Below are 22,969 nucleotides of genomic sequence, written 5' to 3'. Positions count from 1 at the left end.
AAAAATAATTCATTAAATGAAATAATATTTCTAACTTGAAGATTAACAAGCTCATGCGCTACAATAAATTATTATACTTTTTTGCTTTGCTGCTTACTTTACCTGTTTGCGGGTTTGGGCAAAAGGTCCCTGTAGCCCCTAGTATGTTGTTAGATATTGGCGGCTCGGATGCTAATGTCTATGCATCTGATATGAAATCTGATGCTCAAGGCAATACTTATGTGACGGGCAATTTTAGTGATCAATATAATACACTTGATTTCGATCCTTCAGCAGGCGTAACTACCCTTCGATTAAATTTTAGTGGTTTTATTGCTAAATATAGTGTCGCTGGTGCTCTTGTTTGGGTAAAGCCATTTAAGGGTGTTGGGAATGGCCTCGACATTGACCGTAACGGCGACATCACCGTTATTGGCCAAAGATCTTCTAACAAAGCGCTGACCAACGTAAACCTTTATCTTGATGCTTTTATTTTGCATCTTGACAACAGTGGGAACGTGTTATGGGAAAAACTAATTGAAAGCGGCAGCAAAGATATACCAGTAGACCCCAACAGACTTATTATATATCAGGATGTACAAACAGGATATAATGTGGCCAGCGACGACGCCGGTAACTTGGTAGCTGTTTATACGTTTGGGGGATCACCAGACGTTGAGGGGATTTTTCCAGCCAAAGGAACTGTAGATGGTTTGGTAGTAAAGTATGATACCAATGGTAATGTGATATGGAAATTTAATCTCGGAGCAACAGGCCCATTTAGCAATTCAGTGTTAGAAACATTAGTCGATAAAGACAATAATATTATTGTGTCAGGCTACACCAGCGGTATGGTTAACTATAATCCACTGGGTACGCCCTTTAATGTTACCGCAGACAATGCTATGTTTTTAGCTAAATATTCGTCTGCCGGCATTTTACAATGGATCAAGATCATTAATACGAATACAACCAGGAACAATGTCAGGTTGGCTTTAGATGGTCAGGATAACATTTATATTAATGGTTCGTTTAACTATCAAATAGATCTTGGCGTATCGCCAACGCTAACTGCTAAAGGATTTCAGGATATATTCATTGCAAAATATTCATCGGGCGGAAATTTATTGTATCATAAAAGTATTGGTGCTTCAGGTGCTACTATGCTTAACGCTGGAATGGCAACCGGGCTAGATAACAGTTTATACCTTACCGGCAATTTTACCGGAAAAGCTGATGTTGATCCATCTCCGTCTGTATCCGAACTCAATTCCGACGGGACGATTGCCATGCTTTTGGCTAACTATGACGAGAATGGCAACTATCAATGGGCATTTCGTATAGAGGGTATTGTCGCTCCCAGTACTTTCATTAACCTTGACTTTAGAGGTGACTTCTTGAAATATGGATTCCAGGACGTAACTGTAAACCGCAGCAAGGAAATAGTTGTAAGTGGTGCGTTTCAGTCAACTGTTAATTTTAACGGTACGGGATGTGGGGTCAATAGCATGACGGCTAAAAACATGGCTGAACCCCAGAAGTGGCTTTGCAGATATGTTTATTGTACGCTACACGCCTACAATAGAAAAACCGATTACGAATAACACGGCAACCACACCAGTTACCGATATTTGCCCTGGCGTTGATCCGGGTCTTATCACCGGTAGCATACCCGTCGGTGATAATTACACTTACCAATGGCAGCAATCATTGAATAATAAAACCTTTACAGATATTACAGACGCAGTATCAAAAGATTTTGATCCACCGGTAATATCTGCATCAACCTATTACCGCCGCAGACTAGTTACATCGGAATGTGCGGTGCCAAATGTTAGCAATGTAGTTACACTTACCCTTTTAGAATCCGCAACGCTTAACACGATTACCGCTCCGGCTGTGATCAGTTTTTGCAATGCTGGTGATGCTGGTTTGCTTCGCGGGTCTGTGCCGAAAGCAGTTGGTGTTGTTGATTACCAATGGCAGCAGTCAACAGATAATATTAACTTTACTAATATTAACGGCGCCACAGCAAAAGAATATGACCCACAATCGGTTGGTGTCACTACTTATTACCGTCGACTGATCACAAACATACCCTGCAATATTGGCACACCAAGTAATACAGTTACAATTACTATTATTTCTGGGCCTATACCGACAGTATCGGCCGAACAGACAGTTTGTATAGGCAATGCCGTAACGCTAACTGCTACCGGTGGCATTCGATACTCGTGGTCGCCCGCTGCAGGCCTCTCCGGAACAGATATTGCATCGCCAAAAGCTGCCCCAACTACAACCACAAACTACACGGTGATGATTTTTAATGGTAATTGCAGTACTTCGTTACAGGTGAAAGTAACCGTAGTAAACAAGCCAACGGTAAACGCTGGCGCTGACAAGGCAATAAAGAATGGCGACAAAGTGCAGCTAAATGCCCAGGTTGGCGATGCAGAAGGCGCTACATACAGTTGGACACCGGCGACGTATCTTGATAACCCTTCTATTGCTAACCCAATGGCAAACCCCACCAACGATATCACCTACCGGCTTACGGTAGCATCGGCAAACGGATGTTTTGTAGTGAGTGATGAAGTAGCTATCGCTGTGGACGAGAAATTAATAATCCCCAATGCTTTTTCACCGAATGGCGATGGTATTAATGATATTTTGAACATTCCCGGCTTAGACACCTTTAAGCAAAGCATATTGACAATTTTCAACCGCAACGGTCAACAAGTATTCGAAAGCCTGGCGCATTTAAAACCTTGGGATGGCACTCATAATGGTAAGCCTCTGCCAACCGGTACCTATTACTATATAATTGAACTCAACAATTATGACCAGAAACGCTTATCGGGCTATATCTCCCTGATCAAGTAATAATTGCAGCAGCGCCTATGATTGAGCAGAAAACAATCATCTACAAATTCTGCTATCCTGTAACTAATCTAAATGCGGGAGACATGGTCTCTTGATCTGCGCGTGATATCCCCAGTTTAGATGCTAATGACCGCCAATCCTCCACTACCATAATGATTTCTTGGATAATTTTATCCATCTGATCTTTATTAAGCTGAAAAAATTGACCAACACTTTTAGCAAGCTCGAAATCCAGCGCGTTATTATGCATATCAACATTTAAAGCCAGCCCATTTTTATCTATCGATGGATTAATATCATAGGCGGGGGATAATCTCCAACCCTTTTCTTCCAGCAGAAATCCGTGGTTTCTAAAATGATCATCTGTATTGGAGATCGCCATATGAAACACTATCCGCCTCCACAATTGCTGTAAGTCCTCCACTATGTTAGAACCATAATTTTGTATAAATTCTGCTATTTCAAGGTAACTTGGAGTGACATCTCTAATGGTATCTTCACTGTTCCCAGTCATGGTCATTGCTGATGCGAAATGAATCCGTTGCTCTGCTTCCCTATCAAACCGTCTCGATAAAAATGTATGATATGGGCCCCTTACTTTTTCAAGAGCGCAAATAGGCATATTAATTCCTGCTCTGCAGGCCAGCTCGTAAGCCAGGTATTCCCATGCTGCTTTGTCAATTGTGTCGGCTTTTGAGGGAAACTTTGCAATACATAGGTGACCATTTAAGTCAATAACATTTGCTTTTGGCCGAGCTCCACCTAACGATGATCCCGGCGCAAAAAGAATTGGAATCCATTCATTCCCATTTTTCACATCCTCATCCTCTTCATATGCTTTAACACTGGCCTCCAGCTCTCGCAAATGCGTTATTGGTGGGGTTGGATTATCTTTATTGTCATCTAAAAAAGGACCGTTAGGATCCAATTTGAATCGGAGTGCACCCATTCTTGAGATATCATGCACGCCCAACAAGAAATCGATCTCATATAGTTTTGCTATCGACTCTCCTTCTAAGAGAGCCATTTGTGCAGCACGACGAAGCATAAGTTTTCTCCCCCATGTATCGGGCATTGAATCCATAAATACACCAAAGTTGTCTCTTTTATCCGGATATTGAGTTCCTGAGTATAATTCAATTTCGGGATCAAGTAAGAATAATTGATCTGACCTTAACCAGTCATTATCGTACTCAAAACCGAATATTCGGCTCCCTTTACTTTGCTGTGCAGATATTACACCTATGCATTTTGGGGCACTCATACCCTTCCAATGAGCATAAACCCAGATGTCTGTTTTCGTTGCTGCCATCAGGTTAACAAATCTAAGTCCTGAAGTTTTCTACCAAGTTCATCATCGACAGCAAGTCTAAGGAAATCCTCCTGTAACTTCAATGCTCTAAGTACATTGAAATATGCACCCATAGACACACTAGGGTCACCTCGCTCTATTTTCCGAAGGGTTACCCTTTCAATAGCAGCACGTTCAGCAAGCTGAATGGCAGTCAGTTTCCTGCGTTTTCTGGCCAGCTTGATATTTTCACCAAGCTGATCCCAAATTTTTTGATACTTGGGAAATACCACAACCTTCCTTGACTTCATAATGGATATTATTATATCCAAATATAACCAAAATAGATATAATAATATCCATCTTGGTTATATAGTAATTATTAGACCTCCATAAGGTGCCTAAACTGGCTGATAATATTGTAAAAAATATTGTTAGGTCTAAGCCTCTTAAATGAAAACGAACATAATGCCTGCTATTTAGAAAAAAGATAGTAGGTTTTCGTCTACTATTTAAACAATCTAAATGCGGGAGCCTAGATTATAGACAAGTCTCCCGCTAAAGAAATAGAAATGGGCTTAAAGCAACCTCCTGTGCAATGGTTATCAGAAAGTATATCGCCACCGGGTTTATTTTATAGTAATTGACAAAGATGCAGCAGGTAAGCCTCCGGAAGTTGCTGTTATCTTCACTTTACCCGGTTTATTCTTAGCGCCAATAATTGCAAGGGCCAAACCATTAAATGCTTTACGGTGATCTGCTTTAAACGATTCGTGGCTAGTTTGGCTTCCGTTATCAACACCTGCAAGGAAACTATCCGCTCCTGATAAGCTGAATTTGACATCATTATCAGCATTAGGCACCATGATACCATTCTTATCTACAATTTTAACAGTGATATAAGATAGATCATGATCATTTGAAAGTATACTATTCCTATCTGCACTTAGTTCTATTCTGGCTGGTGCTCCTGCAGTTTTGACTTCGGTAGTCAACACCACCTTTCCATTTTTGCGTGATACAGCTTTCAGTGTACCCGGCTCATAGTTTACTTTCCAGGCGATGTGAAGATTCTCACCCTGTTTTGATTTTGTACCTAATGATTTGCCGTTTAAAAACAGTTCCACCTCATCGGCATTACTATAATAGGCCCATACATCAACAACTTTACCCGCTTCCCAATTCCAGTGCGGTAATATATGAAGCACTGTTTTATTGGTCCATTCGCCCTGGTACAAATAATAAACATCCTTAGGGAATCCAGCAAGATCTACTATCCCGAAGTATGAGCTGCGGGATGGCCATTGGTAAGGCCATGGTTCGCCTATATAATCAAACCCGGTCCAGACGAACTGGCCAGATAGAAAAGCGTATTTTTTATATATTTTCAACGTTTCCTCATGGGTATAACCCCAGGGTGCAGATATATTATCATATGCGTTAACGGTATTATCGGCATTCATGGGTCTTCTTACCCTTTTGCCATCTATTACCATGCCTCCAGGCCAGCGTTGAATCGTATCGGGCGATGTATTGTATACACCGCGGCTTTCCAGCGCTGAGGCAGTTTCAGTACCAATAAATTTTTTACCTGGGTAATCCTTCTGAAAATTTGCCAGTTTATCGTTGTGGTAATTGTAGCCTAAAAGGTCAACCGCGCCGGATTCCACAATTTTATTGCCGGTACCAGGTTCGTTATTGCCTGTCGTGATTGGCCTTGTCGTGTCCAGTTCGTGGATAGTACCAGCAAGCTCACGAGAGATACGTGTCGCGCTGGTATCTCTTTGCTCAGGTATTTCATTCCCAATACTCCATATCATCACCGAAGGATGGTTCCTGTCGCGCATGATCTGATCTACCAGATCGCGTTTGTGCCATTCGTTAAAAAAAAGATGGGAGTCAAATTGAGGCCTTTTATGAATTTGCCATACGTCGAATGCTTCGTCCATAATGATAAAGCCCATGCGATCTGCAAGGTCTAAAAACTCAGGTGCTGGTGGGTTGTGAGAGGTCCTAATTGCATTAACACCCATTTCCTTTAGGATTTTGAACTGCCTTTCCAGCGCATGCACGTTAAAGGCTGTGCCGAGAGCGCCCAAATCGTGATGTTGACAAACGCCGTTTATCTTCATGGAAACACCGTTCAGACTAAATCCTTTATCTACATCAAAATTAAAATACCTAATACCAAGCGGTGTTTCATACTGATCAACCAACACATTATTAATCAATATTTTAGTTTGTACTTTATATAGGAAGGGCGTGTTGACAGACCATAATACAGGGTTATCTACAACAAAATTCTGGTTCACAGTAGTCACCGTATCCTTTAAATTCACGACTTTAAGGGTGTTGCTTTTTACTACCTTACCATTCGCGTAAATGCTGCTGATAATGGTGGCTAGTTTAGTATTGCCTTCTACGTTTTTTATGCTCACGCTCAGAGTAACATCGGCATGACTAGCGCTTACCTTTGGTGTAGTAACAAAAGTACCCCAATGGTTAACGGCAATTTTGTTGGTGCTGATCAGCCATACATGGCGATAAATGCCAGAACCAGAATACCAGCGTGAGTTTGGCTGTAAAGAATTATCAGCCTTCACAGCTATCACATTGGCTTTTCCATCATAATTTAAATAGGGCGTAAGTTCATATCTGAAACTGATATAGCCGTTTGGTCGGTAACCTAAATGATGTCCGTTTATCCACACATCGCTTTTCTGATAGACACCGTCGAAAGCAATATAAACCAATTTACCTTTATCAGTTTGCGGTATCGTAAAGGTTTTACGATACCAGCCTATACCGCCTGGCAATGCGCCACCTTCTACAGTAGCCGGATTTTCTTTTTTGAATTCCCCCTCTATGCTCCAGTCGTGAGGTAAATCTAATTTCCGCCAGCTGGCATCTTTGAAATCAGCGTTCTTAGCATCGGGTACATCGCCCAGGTTGAACGTCCAGTTCTGATCAAAATCTAAGACCGAGCGACTACTTTGAGCCTGTGAGAAGCCTGATATACTAATCAGGATCAACAGGTAACATATTTTTTTCATGTTGGTTTATAAAAGGTTATGTACTAATATATCTTAAACATTTAAGTAAGCAAATGATTTCGCATAATAGATCAATTTATAAACTCAATTTTTACCAATAGTTCTGAATCCTGAAGGATTCCACTATAGTGTTAGCTTACCAATAATCACCTTAATCTAGTTACTACCTTCTGGAATTTGGTTACTTGTGCTCAATTGCCTTGCTGCACCTTTGTGATTAACTAAAAAAGGAACCATGAATATCGTTATTACAGGTTTGATAGGGCATATTGGAAAACCCCTCACGAAAGAGTTGATTATGATGGGACATACGGTAATAATAGTCAACAGTAAAATTCGGGTCGTTTTGAATGTCTTTAGTGTACCAAACGGCAAGCTTGTTCCGTTCTACCATTTCCCTACAAATGAAATGTGTCGGTCTGCCGCTTCGATGAGAGTTAATTCCTTATTCTTACACTTCAATTCTTTCTCAGTCATCGCTGGTAAACCATGATATACATTTTTGAGCATCTGCGGTGTGACAAGTGTATACATTGCGTCCAGCACGACACAGCGCCTTTTCAGATCTGTCTGGATCTGAGAGATTCGGTCATTAACTTCGTGAATTTGCGGCCATCACCGACAACCTTTTTCCTTTCGTTATCCCAGACAGATTCAAGTGTCTTTCTCCCTGAGGATAACTCATCACTTTCACTGTTAATCGTTATACGAAGATAGATCGGTACCAACCCCGATTTCTTGCTTTTCTTGTTGCGGCATAGCCATACTAAAACGGACAGATTCTTTTTGGTAACCATAATGGTTCGTTTTTAAGTGATTATTGGATCTTTGTAGCGCCAGCACTCTTTACAAAAACACTTCTTATCAACCAATTAAAGCGGATTTGGTTACCAAGTTATAAAAACAAAACAGGTAACCGAATGGCCTGTTTTAATCTATACAATATGATATGCTTTTATTCGAAAAATGGCCTGGAAGGCGATTCTAAACAAAAAAAGCACTCGATGAGTGCTTTGGTGGTCCCGACGAGAATCGAACTCATATCTAAAGTTTAGGAAACTTCTATTCTATCCGTTGAACTACGGGACCAATATTCAATCGCCAATAAAGCTAAGCTTAAAATGTTGCTATCAATCAGGCACTTAACCTGTAAAAACGCTAAATATCGTCTTGTAAAACATTATTTAACTGCGGCAAATATAAGAATAAAAAACGTTCATATAAACGTATTTTCAATCATTTTGACTCATCTACTGACTCAAAATTACCACACACAATACAATATAATAAGTGTAAAAGGCAGGTAAGTAAAGAAACATAAAATCTCACTATCCTGTCGTTAATTTTTAAAGCCCTTTTACATTCGATATCTGTATTTTCGTAAATGAGTCACTATAATTTAACTAATATTGAACTTTCTGTTTCTGCTGACCTTGAAGTCATCAAAAAATATCATCCCTCATCTGATGCTTACAATAGATTTAGCAATATTGACAATGATCCGGTTCCGGGCTTTCATACTTCACTAAATTTATACCTAGTTTCTGATGTTGAATCAGATCAATTACTTCCCACTTTTAGGTATTACGAAATTACTGAGCTATATGGTTTAAATAAGATTCATGCAGACAATATGCTTGCTATGGTTCAGAATGCCATTAATATTGAGCTGGGTGGTTGGAAAGATCACATATCCGACAATCAATTGAATATTCACCAGCGTATACTTAAAGACCTCCAAGAACTGCATGTTTTAGTTAGCCTCTTAGAGGAACCTGAAAATGATGCGATTCAAATTGTATTAAAGCATAGGCACAATGGTAAAGACATTCCCGGGTTAAGAGTTGAACTTGAAGGACATTCAGAAAAAATTTCATTATTAAAGCCTCTTATAAAGAATCGTATAAATTATCTACAGCAATTTCCCAGTACAAAGGAGTTCAGTAGTGACAAGGTGAGATTCTAAATGCTAAAGAAATCAATAATCTTATTAATGCAATTTTAGAAACAACAAGTGACGAAGCTCAAGTTGTCATGAAAGAATTCACTTGTTTCGTTATAACCATGCTCAAAGAATACCTGCAGACAGAAACTGTTAATAGAAAAGACGCTGAAATTAAAGCTAGCTATTGCGTAATTATCTTTAGCATCCTTTCTCTATTTGGATTAATGGACTTCTCAAAAATTATTAGTCTTAACGACCCTAGATCTATTGCACTTCATATAAGGGATGCAGGGAGAAAAAGAAAAGGTGGCTTTATTAAGCTTAAGCTAAAAAAAAGTTTTTCTAAAGAAGAAATGAAAAATAAATCCGCCTTTAAAGCCCTCCCAGACTGATGCACTAAATCAAATTTCTTTTTTTCATGCTTCATTTCCTAAGGCTGTTTCTTCGCATCATCAAGTCCTATCAAAGCATTCGTTTGTGAGATACTAAAAGACAAGATAACAAGAAAATGAAAAATTTTAAAAAAGAAGAAGATCTTTTTATCAGTCAGATTAAAGCTGAAAGAGATCAATCAGCTAAAGAAGTTAGCTCGCATTTAGCTGACACAAAAACGTTATTAGACGCTAAAACCATGATTATCGAAAATGGTGAAATGGGAGTATTGTCTACAGATGTGATTATTAGATTGGTTAAGGAATCGCCTACGGACCAGATTCGTGGGGTGAATACCCTTCTAAATTACATGAAAGAAGGTGTAAAAATTAACACTTCCGGTTTTCCATCTACAGACAAAAATGGGATAGAATACTACTGGATCAAGCTTTTTAGCAGAACTGGTTTAATTGAAATGAGAGTAAACAACTTTGAAGGCCTTGATGATTTACTTCACGGCTACTTAAGAGGTGAATACAGCGTTCAAACTAACCTAGAGCAATTGTACAAAGAAGCCATATCACAATAGGGCTTTAAAATTAAAATAAGGAGAGCAGATCTGCTCTCCTTATAAAAAACAAGCAACATATTTTCAAATGATCCTGCAAAGGAATCACTACGCATAAAATAATGATACAAAAGAAATTATATATTACTGAATATCAGTACTTGAGTGAGATAATCAACGAAATCCCTACTAATACAGTAGTATGGAAAAAGAAAACAGGAATTGGTGCTACTTATTTAGAATTAAACACCGAAAGAAACTCTATTATTCTGGAGCCAAATGTCCCTGTAATTAAGGGTAAAAAACAAAAGGGTATAATGGGCGTATTTGAAGGGATTGATGTGTCCCACATTATGCAGTATATGTCAAACGAAAGCTACCCTGTTAAAAAATTCTTGGTAACACCGGAATCCTTTTATAAGGTTTTAGAGGCAGCTGCAAACCTAGACATAGACTTGTACAGTACTTATTTTATTCTGTTTGACGAGTGCGATCGTACAATGAAAGATGTTGGATATAGGGAGACAATTATTCTTCCAATGGATGACTTTTTTAAATTTAAAAATAAAGCATTTATTTCAGCTACAGCGGTTATTCCATCAGATCCAAGATTTTTACAGCATAATTTTGAATGTCTGATTATAGAACCGGATCATAACTATCAGAAGCTGATAAAACTGATTGAAACAAACAATGTCTCAATGAGCTTAAAAAATTTCCTTAGTAATTGTGATGAGGAATGCGTGTGCATTTTTTTAAATTCCATACAAGGCATTGCAGCAATTATAAAGGATCTTGGAATTGCTGAGGATAGCAACATTTATTGCTCAAAGAAAAAAGCTAAGGAACTAGCTGCGTTCGGCTCCAATAGATCATTTGAAAACCTTACTGACAATTTTGCAAAGTACAACTTTTTCACCAGTAGGTTTAACAGTGCAGTTGATATATTTATGGATTTAATGCCGACAGTTGTGATGGTAACCAACCTTAATATAGCTTATCATACAGCTATTGATCCTTATGGTGATGCAGTTCAAATCGTTGGCAGGTTTCGTAACGGGGTGAAAGAGGTCATCGCAATATCTAACTTCGATCAGAATATTTCTACTAAGACTCCGGAACAAGCCAAAAGCTATTTGGAAGGATGTGAAGAAAGTTACAACTTAATTAGAACATTGCGTAACTCAACTACCAATCCTGGAGCTTTTGATACGTTAAACGAAGCGCTGCAACTAGTAAAATACTCAACCTTTATAAGTGAAGACGGGTCTACAAATCATTTTATGGTAGACAATTTTATGTACGAAGAGACGGTGAAACATCTGTTTCATAATAGTTCAGCGTGGCATGAAGCCTATTGCAGTAGTCATTTCCTACCATCAATTCAAAAAGAGGTGTTTTTCTACTCGGACAAAGAAGATCCTAAATCCTCATCAAACTCTAGCATTAAAGAGTTAACATCTAAGCTAATCGGTGCTTTAGAAAAGTTGGAGCAAGCAGAACGCGAAGCCTACTCAATAAATAATGCAAGCGAAGTAATTAATGAATTAAGGATGATTTTTCCAGAAATAGTTGAAGGATACTACGTTCTAGGTGCTCAAGAGCTATCAAAAAACAGTTATTCTAAAAAGCAAATTAAGGATGCTGTTAAGCAAAAGCGAAAGAACGATGCAAAGTCAGATTTTGGCTTCATTAACGCATTGCAATCGGAATTTCAAGATAATTACGCTGGACCTACTAGTGTACTTAAGAAAAGATTAGCTGCGGCAATTCAAAGTTATGGCCTTAACCTTTTACCTACAATAGAACTTTTGAAGGAATACTTCGAAGTAAGTTCTCGCACATCAATCAAGGGTTATACAGAAAAAGGATACAGGATCTATTCATGCAAATTTGCCAGATAAAAGACAGTAAAAATCAAGATATAAACCCTTGAAAAATACTGTCCATTTTCAGTTCTAATGAAAACAAAATAATAGGTCATTTGAGGCGCACTGAACAGTTGATTTAAAACCCCACCTAACGGTTGGGGTTTTAAATTTTTTATAATTTTTTATACCAGATATATCTGTGCTGCCCGTAAGTCCACCGACAACGGTATATCAGAACATGCCCCCGTAGTCTTGATCTTGGGGAATGAATTATATAGTGAAAACCTTTCTGTAAAGAAAGCAAGACACTACCAGCAAATAGGCAGTTTTTGTAACAGAAGGCCGAACTTCCATATACCTAAAAACTATTTTCAACTGGAATAGACCAGCACGACAGAATTTGCGGCACCGGGATTTTCAATCGTTCAGAATAGACTTTACCCAACCCAGCAACCTATCTTCCATTTACAAAAAACAACAGCCTGCACCTAAAAAATGCAGGCTTTCTTCATATACACAAATTTCACTTTAAAACTTAAATAACATGAACACAACAACAAAATCAAGAAAAGCTCAAGGAGCCAAAACTCAGTTCGTTATGATTACAACTGAATTGCAATCAACAAATGATGAGGTTACAAAAGCCTATGACCTAATTACCAAAGCAGCAATCGAACTGATGAAACGGTTTGATTTACCAAAATTCAGAACCTGGGTAAAGGTGGAACACACAAAGGATCCTCAGAATACTACAGTGGTAAGGGAATTTATCAATCATTTCTGGAATATAACCCTTTCTACAAACAAGGATGGAAGGCTATTTATATTTGTGGATCTGGATGAGGTAAGCTTAACCAAGTTAGGAAACAACCTTACCAACTCTTTACTAAGAACCGCATTCAAGGTTACACAGTCTGAAGTTGAAACTGAAGGTATCCAATATGCGCTCCGGGTGAACTACACTCCTACCAACATTCAGAATTTCTTTTATCGCAGAGTGGTTGATGGTGACACGGAAACTTCAACAGTAACAACTGAAGAAAAGGAGCCAGTCAACTAGTATAGGGCTCTTCGGAGCCTTTTACTTTTCTTTTAAGTAAGTAAATTGTGTTGCGAAATAAGACAAGGTATAGCAAGTGATCGATTCTTTGTTATATCATGCATACAACATAATCTACATTACGAATTACAGAAGACAAAGAATTAGTAAACGAGAAAGGGGCTCTTCGGAGCCTTTTACTTATTTATTGGATTTGCGGGCAAAAAATCTTTAGGCGAGCACTTGAAGATTATCGCGAGTTTATCAATATGATTTAGATTGTATTTAGAAGCAGATTTCATGCTTTCAACTTGCCCTACAAAACCGTTTGATACTCCAAGCTTAAAAGCTAGCTCAGATTGAGATAGTTTTGCTTGCTCTCTAAAGGTCTTTGCCTTATTAATCACAAACATTTCTACCTCAGTTTTAACAGTGTTTTTAATCACACCCTAAAGACGAAAATAAATTAGCAAGCCTTACTTAGTAATAACTAAGTATTTATTATTTTTACCTAAACAAAATTAACGTATGAATACAAGAACACTCTACATTGCATTGTTTGCAATTACTTCATTATCCAGTTGTCAAGAAAAGAACAAAGAGACTACCCAAACTGACAACATTCAACCGCAAGCTCAAAAGGTTCAACAAGTATATGAAGTCCCTGTTGAAATGATAAAAAGTCCTAATGGGCAAGTCTATTTTCCAGAGAACATACACAGACCTAAATCCGATCGTGATTCAGTTGTGTGGGTGAAACCGTCAGATTTAAAATAAGATGGATACTTACAACAAAGCCACTAAGGCACGAGGAATTATAGTTGTAATTGTCTGTATTATCTTAACTATGGTAGGTGGGTTATTTATGGTTGATGAACCAATCGCAAAACAGACTGCCGATTTTCTAAGAATACCAGATCTAAGAATAGCAGCGTTCTTGAGTGCATTCTTGATGTCAACGACACTTTCTATGATTATAACATTTTTTATAGGCATGATGATACCTGGAGCAGATTTGGAAACCACAAACGGATTTATGAGCAACCCGATATCAAAAGCTATATGCTATATAGGCTTTGCTACTTGGATCTTAGGAGCTATAATAGGTATACTAAATTCTATTACAACGGAGGTCAACAATTTATGAAAATCAAACTCATAGCACTATTCCTGATATCGTGCATGATGAGCTCCTGCACCTTAGTTGATATAGGACTAGCTTATTTGGGATATACAATTGTTGCGACTATTGTAATTGGAGTACTATTATTTTTATTTAGCATTCTCCAAGGAATAACTAACAGTGTTGGCTGGTCTTTATTCTTGACAGTTGCAATTGCATTTATACTGATGGCAATAATCTTTAGATGGTAAAATGGACATTGTCTATTACCCACTAATACTTTTCACCTGTATTTTACTATTATGGATTTTTGGTAAAAGGAAGAAAGAAGATGTATCAACCGTTGATCTGCCGGATAAATCCGAATACAAGTGGTCAGTTGTGATTAAATCAAAAGGCAAGCTATATAAAGGCATTGAAGGATAACTGGTTGAATGAGGCCCTGACGATTGAAAAACAAATACGATACAGAATCTACGTCTTAGTTTTGATAACCCAGAAAAGGGTCATATAAGATTTCTGCCTTTTGAGACGGTTAAACGTATGATGTAATGAGCAGCAGTAATGTTGCTCATTTTTAGACCAGCGGCTTATGTCGGCTATAAATTCCTACCCTATCCCAATATAATTTATGTAAGATCCAGTTATTAAGATAACATATAAAATAATATTAAGCGTCAAGCACTTAAATGATAATAGTGGTTGCTATTTTAAATATTTATGTTAGTTTTGATTAACAATCTAGCTCTCGAATGATTTCTATAAAAAAAGTAGGTTACCAATCCCTTACTGAATTCAAGCTTTCAATGGTATCTTGTTTGATATTTCCATTGTTATTCCTCTTCTCTTGTAAAAAAGACGAAAGCAACAAATGGGAAATTCCTAGTAAATCCTTGTTAGAGAACGCTAAACAATTCTATAATAACGAAGGAGCTAAGTTAGAGTTTAAGTCTCAGATGTTAAACAGCCTGGAAGCAAGTGGTAAGAAAGTGATAACAAGAGCCAAGCCTACTCCCGAATGGGAAAAAGCTAAATTGGAAATTACATCAGAAGGTAAGAAAGTAATTGTCGTACCAATCGCTAAGTATGTTATTTCCTCAGATAGTGTCGACTACAGTCGCAAGTTTGTTTTTATTGAAAAAGATGGAAAAATAGTACAAGGGAATATAAGAGAGGTTTACAGCACCAAGGAATATATAAATATCAAAGGTGATGTCCTTATTACAGACCCATCTGAATTGACAAGTCCTCAATTCACCGGTATTTTCACTACATATGATTTAAACTATCATATTTTGAAAGGAAAATACTATAAAAAAGGAAAGGAAAGGAAAGGTGAAGTGAGTGCTACTAAAAATGTTTTACCAGCATCTTCAACAAAGGAGTCCCAGTATAGTATAGGCCGACAAACTTTAGATAAGAATAATCATTCTGCCTCTAAAAACAATGGGAAGAAAATCAGTGCTTTCGAACCAGTCTACTCGGGAGAGATGAGTTGCGAAAGTTACTACTATGTGTATATTGAGAGGGATGAGAATGGAACTATCGTCTATTGGGAAAACTTAGGGTTTGCACGACAGGTTTGTACTTATCCAACACCCGAAGCACCACCTGGAGGACGTGACATTTTTATTGACTGTGCTGGCGTAGTTGACGGGGGGGCTTACACCTCGCCATGTGGATGTATAGGAGGGACGACCGGACTTGGCCCATGTACAGCGGAAATTATTATTGATAGTCTACAAGCCAAGTTTCCTTGTGTTGTGAAAATCGTTTTGAATAAACTCTTGACAGTTAATGCATTTAAAGAGCTAAGTAATCCATTTTTTAATTTCTCTAAACCGAGTGTTAAATATGATGCTAAACCCATGTCCTGGGGACAGGGAGGTCTTTATAAAAACGGCATTACGATGGGAGATCCTTCCTCGTTTACTGGGGCAGGTTCAATTATTTACCTTAATTCCAACATGATCAACAATGCTTCGGAAATTGTAGTTGCTGCTACACTTATTCATGAGACTGCTCATGCGCACAGAGCTTACTTTTTTGCGTTCAAGGAGAGTACAGTTCCAAACTTCTTCGCCCCCAGTTACACTGACTTTTTGCAAGCATGGTGGCTAGAAAATTCATTAGTGCTAGGGGATGATACAAATTTCAACTCTCACTACACAATGATGACTAATCAGTTTGATAAGATGGTCGACATGTTAGTGGCTTATGGTGGAAAAGTTAACGGAGTAGACAGGTTTTCTTTACAGGATGCTAGAAAAGCGATGCTAGTTGGCATGAATGGACTAGGTGATAATCCCACTTTAGCGCAGGCGAATATTTTAGGTTCAACTTATAATGGTTTGCTTGCCCGATTTAACCTTTCAGATCAAGATATGACCACATTCTTTGTCTCCCAAATAAATGCTGTTTTGTCTGCTAAAGTACCTGTAAACTGTCCTTAAAAAAAGAAAAGATGTCAAGAGTTCTTTTAATTGTAGTTATTTTAATTGTTTTCAACTTTAGATTTGGTATTAGCCAAGTTAAAAGAGATACTATTTATTATCTGGCAGATACCACAGGTGTCAGCCCTAGTAACCAACTTCTTGTCATCAATGATGAAGTACCAAATACATATATATTTCTTTGTAAGTGTATTCCACCTAATAATGCTTTTCTAGCCTTCATCTACAACAAGGAACCAACTCCCTTACAATTCCTGCCAAAACATAAATATTTGGCATGGTGGGAATTGCAAGAAATTGCGTTCAATTCTAGAGAAAAATTTAACGACAAGTATGTGTTTTATATTGTTGAAAAGTTGAATAAGGGATATCAAATTGTTCTCGTTGAGCAAAAGATTTTTAAGCTTCGGTCATTTCCTACAGATTAATTGAGTTTTGTTAGACGGTAGATGTAACATCCCTTTAATACCGAGTTCACAACACTATATGATTCGTGCCGATCTAGGGATCTTTCACTAATATGAGATTATAATTCAATCGACTTATATGAATTTAAACAGTTGTTTCAGGCATCAATATGACCACAGATGCTAAAGTTTTAAATAAAACTGTTTCAAATAAATAGAGTGCGATATTCAATAGCCAACATTCCTAATACCAACCCTATCCACAGATGGTGGCTTAAGCCGTGAATGGGTTGGACTGGTCATGATACTGTGGTCGAACGAGAATTTGGTACTTCCTATTACAAACACTGCGAACCAGTTCGTTCTATCATAAGTTCAGTGGGTTTTGAAAAAAGCTAGTGCTAGGAAAATAGGTATTCCGCAACGGTTGTGAGCGCAAAACATCACGCCAGATTCATCTGTCATTCGTTATGCCATGCTCAAGAAAGTTGCTTCATGAAAGCACCCCCTGTATTATAACATTCACGTTGTTCAAGGTTATAATGCAGAAGCTTTCTCAGTTCAGCTCACCTACGCTGTCACTCAGGCTTCACAGCTTTCATTCTTTCAAGCTGCTTGTGATTGGACATAGCCAAAGTCGTACTTGCGTACTTCTCCTTTGGCACCTTCGATCCGTTCGCAGGCGGTGAGCACAGCGTATGGTTTAAATGATATATTGATTATCTTGGTATGCTAATGTTAAATAATGAATGAGGAAGAGATAAAAGATAAGATCCTTGAGCAATTCTCAAAGATGAGAAGAAACCCAAATGGTTATTACACTGAATCTCATTTCCTTGATTACCTGACATACCCAGAACACCGTAAAGATTCCCTAAAAAACAGCTTTAAAGGAGTCAAGGCGTATTATGACTTTATGTACCGATTGGAACTCGAGTTTGTAATATGTTTTACCCTATCTGACCTTGATAAGTACTATAGTGTTGAAGGCCTGACTAAAAAAGTTGCTGAGCGAATAAGTAAGGGACGAGGTAATTTAATGATAATTAATCAGCGTAATCAAAAAACTGACAATTACTACATTGAGGTTGGCCTTTTTGCGTTGTTAGCAGTGCTTTACTTTTGGTTGGGCTTGCATTTGGTAACATTCCTTACAACGATCGCTTTTGTAATAGCTATTCACTGGATCTTGCGTTCCAAAATTCGAAGTCAAATTCATAACAAGAAGTTGACAAAGAAGCTAATTTCCGGTAAAAAGATATTCTAGGTCTGTAAGATTTAGTGGCTAATTTAGGAAAGCATTGTTCTATTTAGAAACAAATCTAAAAACCTCTGGATCAGCAGCAGAGCACACAATTATAATCGTATCTCCAACGTATAGCTTGTTATCTTCATTCTTTACAATTTGCCTAAAAGCTTTATGATCTACTTGATAAGTGAAGATTGCATAATCTGTATGACTACGCTTAGCTCTCCTAGTAAATAATTCAGTGACTACACCGGGAACTTTAACTTTATTGCCTGCAAATTGGTGCTTTCTGTACGTCATGTGCATTAGGATTACGAGTGAGAGCAAAGGCACTCCTACCACCAATACGAAAAACGAAAATTTGTACTTGTTGACCTTCCCGACATCAAACAGGATTGTATGTAAAGCAACAAGACAAAGTAAGCCAGTGATTCCTAGCCAGAAATCACTATCAAATCCAAAATAACGGTGTGAATGATAAATTCCGATATATATGCAAACGATTAATATCAGAAGTGGAATGCAAGCGTAAGTCCTTTTATCAGATCTTAACCGATAATTTGTTGTGTTCACCTATCTTTAATTTTTTCCAAAATAAGAATTATCAAAGATTATAGACAAAATAAGTTTACAATGTACACAGTTAGCGTCGAACTGCGACTACGTCTTCTGTTTGCAACATAATGCGAGCCACACTGCGTGTTCCCTCTCGCACCTTGTCGGCTCAATTCGCGAGGTTAGGTTCGCTAAACTACTTACCAAAAAGATATCTTTACAATTGCTATATTAGAGGATAATTTAGTCATGAAGCAACCATTAGTAATCATTATTGCAACCTTTATTGTTCTTCTTATCATAACAAGCACTGCTGTTAGTATAGTGCTACGTCCAGCTTTTATTAATGAGTTGGATCTTACTCAAACAGAGACCGCAAATATAGGGACAGCATTAAGTGGTATAACTACTCCATTCTTCACCGCTATATCTTCAGTACTAATATTTTTTGCCTTGATTAAGCAAATAAAATCAAATAAGGACCAGAGACTAAAGTCGGATGGCGATATGATATTTTTGTTACTGAGCCAACTTGAAATCGAGCTTGATAATTATTCATTTGAGGCTAATGTAGAAGGCAACAAGGAAACAAGGACTGGTTATTATGCATTACTTACGTTATTTAAGAATCTTAATTTCGATTCAATAAGCGAAGAAGCTTTTTTCAAAAGTATGCATGGCTACAAAGTGATACTATTAATAAAGTCATTTAAAATGGCAGAGAATCGAATTGAGCTGTCCAAATTAGGCTCAAATTACTCTGACGTCTTTTATTACAAACTGTTTAATTTCTATCAAAGCAAGCTGCGTAATTCTCTTAACTATTTAATTGAAAACAACGTACTACGTGAAAAAACTGAAATCCCAGCTGTTAAGTTCATTGTTAGATTCTTTGAAGAAAGCAATGTAAAGTCCACAAAATACCTAGGAGACATAGACGTCTTTTAAAGAAGTTAAATAAGAATGTAATCCTATGTTTGTCAGGCAATCTATTCGACTTGAGGATTACTAAACTCTTTACACTATTTTAGATGTGTAAATGCTATAAACATATTAGATACAGATCGATGGATAACAAATCAACTATTCTTGCAAATAGAATCTTCCCAGACAATGACGAATTCGAAGTTGAAGTATTAAATATTCCTGCCGAGAAAAGGAAACTAATCACTGAAACATATGACTTTACTGTTTCTACTATAAATGACTACATAAACAATGAACATATTGTAATCCCAAATTTTCAACGGGGTTATGTTTGGAATAGAATTCAAGCTTCAAGATTAATAGAATCCTTAATAATTCAATGCCCTATACCTGTGATCTATTTAAGTCAAAACAATGATGAGACACTATCTGTAATAGACGGCAACCAACGCCTGACTAGTATCAGCTTGTATTTGAATGATGGGTTTCCATTAACAGGATTATCAACTTACCCTGAGTTGGATGGGTTAACTTTCAGCGAGCTAGACCCAAGATTTCAAAGGCATATTATCAATAGGACTATCCGCTGCATTGCAATTCTAAAGGAGACACACCCGCAAATCAAATTTGATGTGTTTGAAAGATTAAATACAGGTTCCGTTAGATTAAATCCTCAAGAACTGAGACATGGCATATATAACGGGACTCTAATGACAAAGGTTGAAGAACTTGCGAAAACATCAATATTTAAAAAACTTACATCGACGACAAATGACAACAGGATGAAGGGCGATGAACTGGTCTTGAGATACTTTGCCTTGTTAGAAAGAAGTGAGGTTTATGAAAAACCAATGTCCGTTTTCTTAAACAAATATGCCGAGGATAATCGTTTTTTAGCGATGGATACCGTAAGTACGCTATCAGATAATTTTGCTTCAAACCTTAATAAATGTCATTACCTGTATGGCGAATACGCCTTCAAAACTTTCGACGAGAACAGGAAAAGGCCTAAGGCAAATACAGCTCTTTATGAGGCTCAAATGTTGTCGATGAATGCACTTAATCCATCACTTGAACACATCGCTAAAATTAACAAACATGAAGTAATTAATAGCTTAGAACTGTTGCTAAGAAACGATGACTTTTATAATACCATTACTAAGGCAACAACTGATAAAAATGTAGTTAACAGAAGGATTGCAGAATATACAGAGTTTCTTAATTCCATTTTATAATATGTCTTACTCTAAAAGTCGGGCGAGAAAAGAATTCCAAGCAGAACATATCAAGTTATTAAGGCTTGCTAAAAAAGTTTCTTACAAATCCTCTCCGCTTAATTATGACCATAAACAGCTTATCAATCAATCTTGCATATTTCTGCTCTCTGCACGTATGGAGGATTACACCAAGAATCTCATTGAAGATTTATTATACAGCTTTAAGAATAAAAGAGCGAGGCTATCGGATATTCCTCTTAATATAAGAACTAAAGCACTCTTGGACAATCAAGTTGTCTTTTATCGGAACTATTACAATAGCTCTGATGAAAGGATCCTCCTTAACAGCATTGCAGTTGATAAAAATTATTACAAATTGCTGGATGGAACTGAAACGTTCATCTCGCAAGTCCACCCATCAAATATAATTGGAACAAACAAATACCCATCAACAAAGAATCTAAAGATCCTTTACTTCAGACTTGGAATTAATGACATTCTAACGGAGCTAAATAAAAAAGCTAAGAAAGACATTAAAACTTCAATCGAATCATTCCTTAGCCTTCGAGAATCAATAGCTCATCAAGGTGCATCTGCAATTACCTTTGAAGACATTACACGGCATTTTAAGAACATTGCAGAAGTTATAGAGCTTAAGGATCGGATCGTATATTCTCATATAGGAAAAATTTCCGGCACTGAGTTTTGGACTTAGCGTGTATTGGTATACCATTTTCGAGCTGAACCTAAGGTTCGACAATTAGGTTCACTACATCAACATACAATATATTTAGATTTATGGCTTTAAGCTGGAATGAAATCAAAGACCGTGCAGTTGCTTTCTCTAAAGAATGGGAAGATACAAGTAATGAAGAAGCTGAAGCCAAGCCATTTCTAGAGGCTTTCTTTAACATATTTGGATGTGGTAATCAGAAAGAAGTTCTATGGATAAAATAATTATCTTGTACATCAACATTTTTTGAAAGCTATTGATTAACATGCCATATGCAAAACACTTACTTGTAAAGACTCCTCCGGATCAATCCACATTATGGAAGTATTTAGACTTAGCGAAATTTCTAAGTTTAATTACTTCCTCTAGTTTACACTTTACCCGGTTAGATACGTTCGAAGATCCATACGAAGGTGCTTATTCAAATCCTCTAATTCTCCAAAATATGATTGAAAAAGAATCGGATCCAGATCGCAAAAAAAAATATCAGTTCAAGCAGTTGGCAGAAAGGTCCGGAGCAAGACATAAAAAGCATTTTTTTGTATCATGTTGGCATTCTAATAGACTTGAATCTGCAGCAATGTGGAAATTATATGCATTGAATGAGTACGGCTTAGCGATTAGAAGCACGGTCAAGAGATTAAAAGAATGTTTGGTTGATTCAGAAGTTGATATCCAGATAGGAAAAGTTAAGTATAAGGACTATAACATTGAGTCGATTCCATCTGGAAACGTTTTTTATCCCGTAACACATAAGCGGCTGAGTTTTGAATACGAACAGGAAGTAAGAGCTTTAATCTGGTTCAATGGACAAGATAACCTACCGAAAGAACCGTATTATTCAATCAATATAAATGTAAAATCTTTAATAGATTACATTTATGTTAGTCCAACTGCGCCTGATTGGATAGTTCCTTTGGTAAAAGATATTTGTCTGAAATACGGATTTAAGATACCAATAGTCAAATCCGACTTGATGAAGTTGACTTATTAGTTTTCCTCCTCCGACCAATCAACTTCAATTTTCGCCCACCCTTTCAATCTATGCCAAGTACAGATTTTGCTATCATAGTGATTAGGGCTACATAAAACAAGATCTACCACGTTTCTCATTGCAAATGTTTTCCCCAGGAAGTCCTTGAAACTTTTGTTCACCATATTTTTCATGCTGATAGATCTAACTAATCACTACACAAATCTAACCTTACATTCATCACGCCTCAAGAAATTCCGGCATAAACACACCACCCCAACACAATCCATTTATTCCGTTGCTTCTTGGCTTAGATTCATTCAAAGCTTGC

At 37.4% G+C, this 22,969-nt stretch carries 24 protein-coding genes and 1 tRNA gene; 18 read left to right on the top strand and 7 right to left on the bottom strand.

The window, feature by feature from the left end; all coding sequences use genetic code 11:
* Positions 1-53: 53 nt before the first annotated feature.
* Together WKF66_RS02280 and WKF66_RS02275 are read left to right on the top strand one after the other, a co-directional pair.
* Positions 54-1,583, top strand: a complete 1,530-nt coding sequence (locus WKF66_RS02280) for a hypothetical protein (RefSeq protein ID WP_489672781.1) — start codon at positions 54-56, stop codon at positions 1,581-1,583.
* Positions 1,534-2,862: a T9SS type B sorting domain-containing protein gene (locus WKF66_RS02275; RefSeq protein WP_489672780.1), complete on the top strand. Its 1,329-nt coding sequence runs from the start codon at positions 1,534-1,536 to the stop codon at positions 2,860-2,862. The genes WKF66_RS02280 and WKF66_RS02275 overlap by 50 nt, the downstream gene beginning before the upstream one ends.
* Before the next feature lie 52 nt (positions 2,863-2,914).
* On the opposite strand, the gene WKF66_RS02270 is transcribed toward WKF66_RS02275, so the two are convergent.
* The 3 genes from WKF66_RS02270 to WKF66_RS02260 all read right to left on the bottom strand — a co-directional run bounded on the left by WKF66_RS02270 (position 2,915) and on the right by WKF66_RS02260 (position 7,206).
* Positions 2,915-4,174: a type II toxin-antitoxin system HipA family toxin gene (locus WKF66_RS02270; RefSeq protein ID WP_489672779.1), complete on the bottom strand. Its 1,260-nt coding sequence runs from the start codon at positions 4,172-4,174 to the stop codon at positions 2,915-2,917.
* A complete protein-coding gene (locus WKF66_RS02265) occupies positions 4,174-4,464 on the bottom strand; it encodes a helix-turn-helix domain-containing protein (protein ID WP_489672778.1) in 291 nt (96 codons plus the stop codon). Before WKF66_RS02265 ends, WKF66_RS02270 begins: the two co-directional genes overlap by 1 nt.
* Before the next feature lie 318 nt (positions 4,465-4,782).
* Positions 4,783-7,206, bottom strand: a complete 2,424-nt coding sequence (locus tag WKF66_RS02260; protein WP_489672777.1) for a glycoside hydrolase family 2 TIM barrel-domain containing protein — start codon at positions 7,204-7,206, stop codon at positions 4,783-4,785.
* A gap of 235 nt (positions 7,207-7,441) precedes the next feature.
* On the opposite strand from WKF66_RS02260, the gene WKF66_RS02255 reads away from it, so the two are divergent.
* Entirely contained in the window at positions 7,442-7,699 is a 258-nt protein-coding gene (locus tag WKF66_RS02255) for a hypothetical protein (RefSeq protein WP_489672776.1), read from the top strand.
* Positions 7,700-7,766: 67 nt separating this feature from the next.
* Here WKF66_RS02255 and WKF66_RS02250 read toward each other — a convergent pair whose 3' ends face one another.
* Together WKF66_RS02250 and WKF66_RS02245 are read right to left on the bottom strand one after the other, a co-directional pair.
* A complete protein-coding gene (locus WKF66_RS02250) occupies positions 7,767-8,003 on the bottom strand; it encodes an Arm DNA-binding domain-containing protein (RefSeq protein ID WP_489672775.1) in 237 nt (78 codons plus the stop codon).
* A gap of 217 nt (positions 8,004-8,220) precedes the next feature.
* Positions 8,221-8,295: transfer RNA gene (locus tag WKF66_RS02245), tRNA-Arg, on the bottom strand.
* A gap of 295 nt (positions 8,296-8,590) precedes the next feature.
* Here WKF66_RS02245 and WKF66_RS02240 point away from each other — a divergent pair.
* From WKF66_RS02240 to WKF66_RS02220, 5 genes are all read left to right on the top strand, one after another.
* Entirely contained in the window at positions 8,591-9,172 is a 582-nt protein-coding gene (locus WKF66_RS02240) for a hypothetical protein (protein WP_489672774.1), read from the top strand.
* A 68-nt stretch (positions 9,173-9,240) separates the two neighbouring features.
* Positions 9,241-9,543 (top strand): hypothetical protein, encoded by a 303-nt coding sequence (locus WKF66_RS02235; RefSeq protein WP_489672773.1) that lies wholly within the window; start codon positions 9,241-9,243, stop codon positions 9,541-9,543.
* A 116-nt stretch (positions 9,544-9,659) separates the two neighbouring features.
* Positions 9,660-10,112, top strand: a complete 453-nt coding sequence (locus tag WKF66_RS02230) for a hypothetical protein (protein WP_489672772.1) — start codon at positions 9,660-9,662, stop codon at positions 10,110-10,112.
* 101 nt (positions 10,113-10,213) lie between these two features.
* The gene (locus tag WKF66_RS02225) at positions 10,214-11,995 is read left to right on the top strand and encodes a hypothetical protein (protein ID WP_489672771.1); all 1,782 of its coding nucleotides are present in this window, start codon (positions 10,214-10,216) and stop codon (positions 11,993-11,995) included.
* 511 nt (positions 11,996-12,506) lie between these two features.
* The gene (locus WKF66_RS02220; RefSeq protein WP_489672770.1) at positions 12,507-13,022 is read left to right on the top strand and encodes a hypothetical protein; all 516 of its coding nucleotides are present in this window, start codon (positions 12,507-12,509) and stop codon (positions 13,020-13,022) included.
* A gap of 176 nt (positions 13,023-13,198) precedes the next feature.
* On the opposite strand, the gene WKF66_RS02215 is transcribed toward WKF66_RS02220, so the two are convergent.
* Positions 13,199-13,414, bottom strand: a complete 216-nt coding sequence (locus WKF66_RS02215; protein ID WP_489672769.1) for a helix-turn-helix domain-containing protein — start codon at positions 13,412-13,414, stop codon at positions 13,199-13,201.
* A 115-nt stretch (positions 13,415-13,529) separates the two neighbouring features.
* On the opposite strand from WKF66_RS02215, the gene WKF66_RS02210 reads away from it, so the two are divergent.
* The 5 genes from WKF66_RS02210 to WKF66_RS02190 all read left to right on the top strand — a co-directional run bounded on the left by WKF66_RS02210 (position 13,530) and on the right by WKF66_RS02190 (position 18,251).
* Positions 13,530-13,778 carry a hypothetical protein gene (locus WKF66_RS02210; RefSeq protein WP_489672768.1) on the top strand — a complete coding sequence of 83 codons (249 nt, stop codon included), beginning with the start codon at positions 13,530-13,532 and terminating at the stop codon, positions 13,776-13,778.
* Between the two features lies 1 nt (position 13,779).
* The gene (locus WKF66_RS02205) at positions 13,780-14,148 is read left to right on the top strand and encodes a hypothetical protein (RefSeq protein ID WP_489672767.1); all 369 of its coding nucleotides are present in this window, start codon (positions 13,780-13,782) and stop codon (positions 14,146-14,148) included.
* A gap of 728 nt (positions 14,149-14,876) precedes the next feature.
* Entirely contained in the window at positions 14,877-16,577 is a 1,701-nt protein-coding gene (locus tag WKF66_RS02200; protein WP_489672766.1) for a hypothetical protein, read from the top strand.
* Positions 16,578-16,588: 11 nt separating this feature from the next.
* Entirely contained in the window at positions 16,589-17,005 is a 417-nt protein-coding gene (locus WKF66_RS02195) for a hypothetical protein (protein ID WP_489672765.1), read from the top strand.
* Between the two features lie 724 nt (positions 17,006-17,729).
* A complete protein-coding gene (locus WKF66_RS02190) occupies positions 17,730-18,251 on the top strand; it encodes a hypothetical protein (RefSeq protein WP_489672764.1) in 522 nt (173 codons plus the stop codon).
* A gap of 39 nt (positions 18,252-18,290) precedes the next feature.
* On the opposite strand, the gene WKF66_RS02185 is transcribed toward WKF66_RS02190, so the two are convergent.
* Positions 18,291-18,806: a hypothetical protein gene (locus tag WKF66_RS02185; RefSeq protein WP_489672763.1), complete on the bottom strand. Its 516-nt coding sequence runs from the start codon at positions 18,804-18,806 to the stop codon at positions 18,291-18,293.
* 231 nt (positions 18,807-19,037) lie between these two features.
* Here WKF66_RS02185 and WKF66_RS02180 point away from each other — a divergent pair, with 231 nt between their 5' ends.
* From WKF66_RS02180 to WKF66_RS02160, 5 genes are all read left to right on the top strand, one after another.
* Positions 19,038-19,736, top strand: a complete 699-nt coding sequence (locus WKF66_RS02180; RefSeq protein WP_489672762.1) for a hypothetical protein — start codon at positions 19,038-19,040, stop codon at positions 19,734-19,736.
* A gap of 119 nt (positions 19,737-19,855) precedes the next feature.
* Positions 19,856-20,950: a GmrSD restriction endonuclease domain-containing protein gene (locus WKF66_RS02175; RefSeq protein WP_489672761.1), complete on the top strand. Its 1,095-nt coding sequence runs from the start codon at positions 19,856-19,858 to the stop codon at positions 20,948-20,950.
* 1 nt (position 20,951) lies between these two features.
* On the top strand, positions 20,952-21,647 hold the full coding sequence (locus tag WKF66_RS02170) for a HEPN domain-containing protein (protein WP_489672760.1): 696 nt from the start codon (positions 20,952-20,954) through the stop codon (positions 21,645-21,647).
* Between the two features lie 83 nt (positions 21,648-21,730).
* A complete protein-coding gene (locus tag WKF66_RS02165; protein ID WP_489672759.1) occupies positions 21,731-21,889 on the top strand; it encodes a hypothetical protein in 159 nt (52 codons plus the stop codon).
* A 41-nt stretch (positions 21,890-21,930) separates the two neighbouring features.
* Positions 21,931-22,659, top strand: coding sequence for a hypothetical protein (locus WKF66_RS02160; RefSeq protein ID WP_489672758.1), 729 nt, complete (start codon positions 21,931-21,933; stop codon positions 22,657-22,659).
* Positions 22,660-22,969 lie beyond the last annotated feature (310 nt).

The sequence above is a fragment of the Pedobacter sp. genome, assembly GCF_037719805.1.
Taxonomy (GTDB): domain Bacteria; phylum Bacteroidota; class Bacteroidia; order Sphingobacteriales; family Sphingobacteriaceae; genus Pedobacter.
The sequence above is the reverse complement of the archived record's forward strand: the minus strand, read 5'-3'. Positions and strand labels throughout refer to the sequence as shown.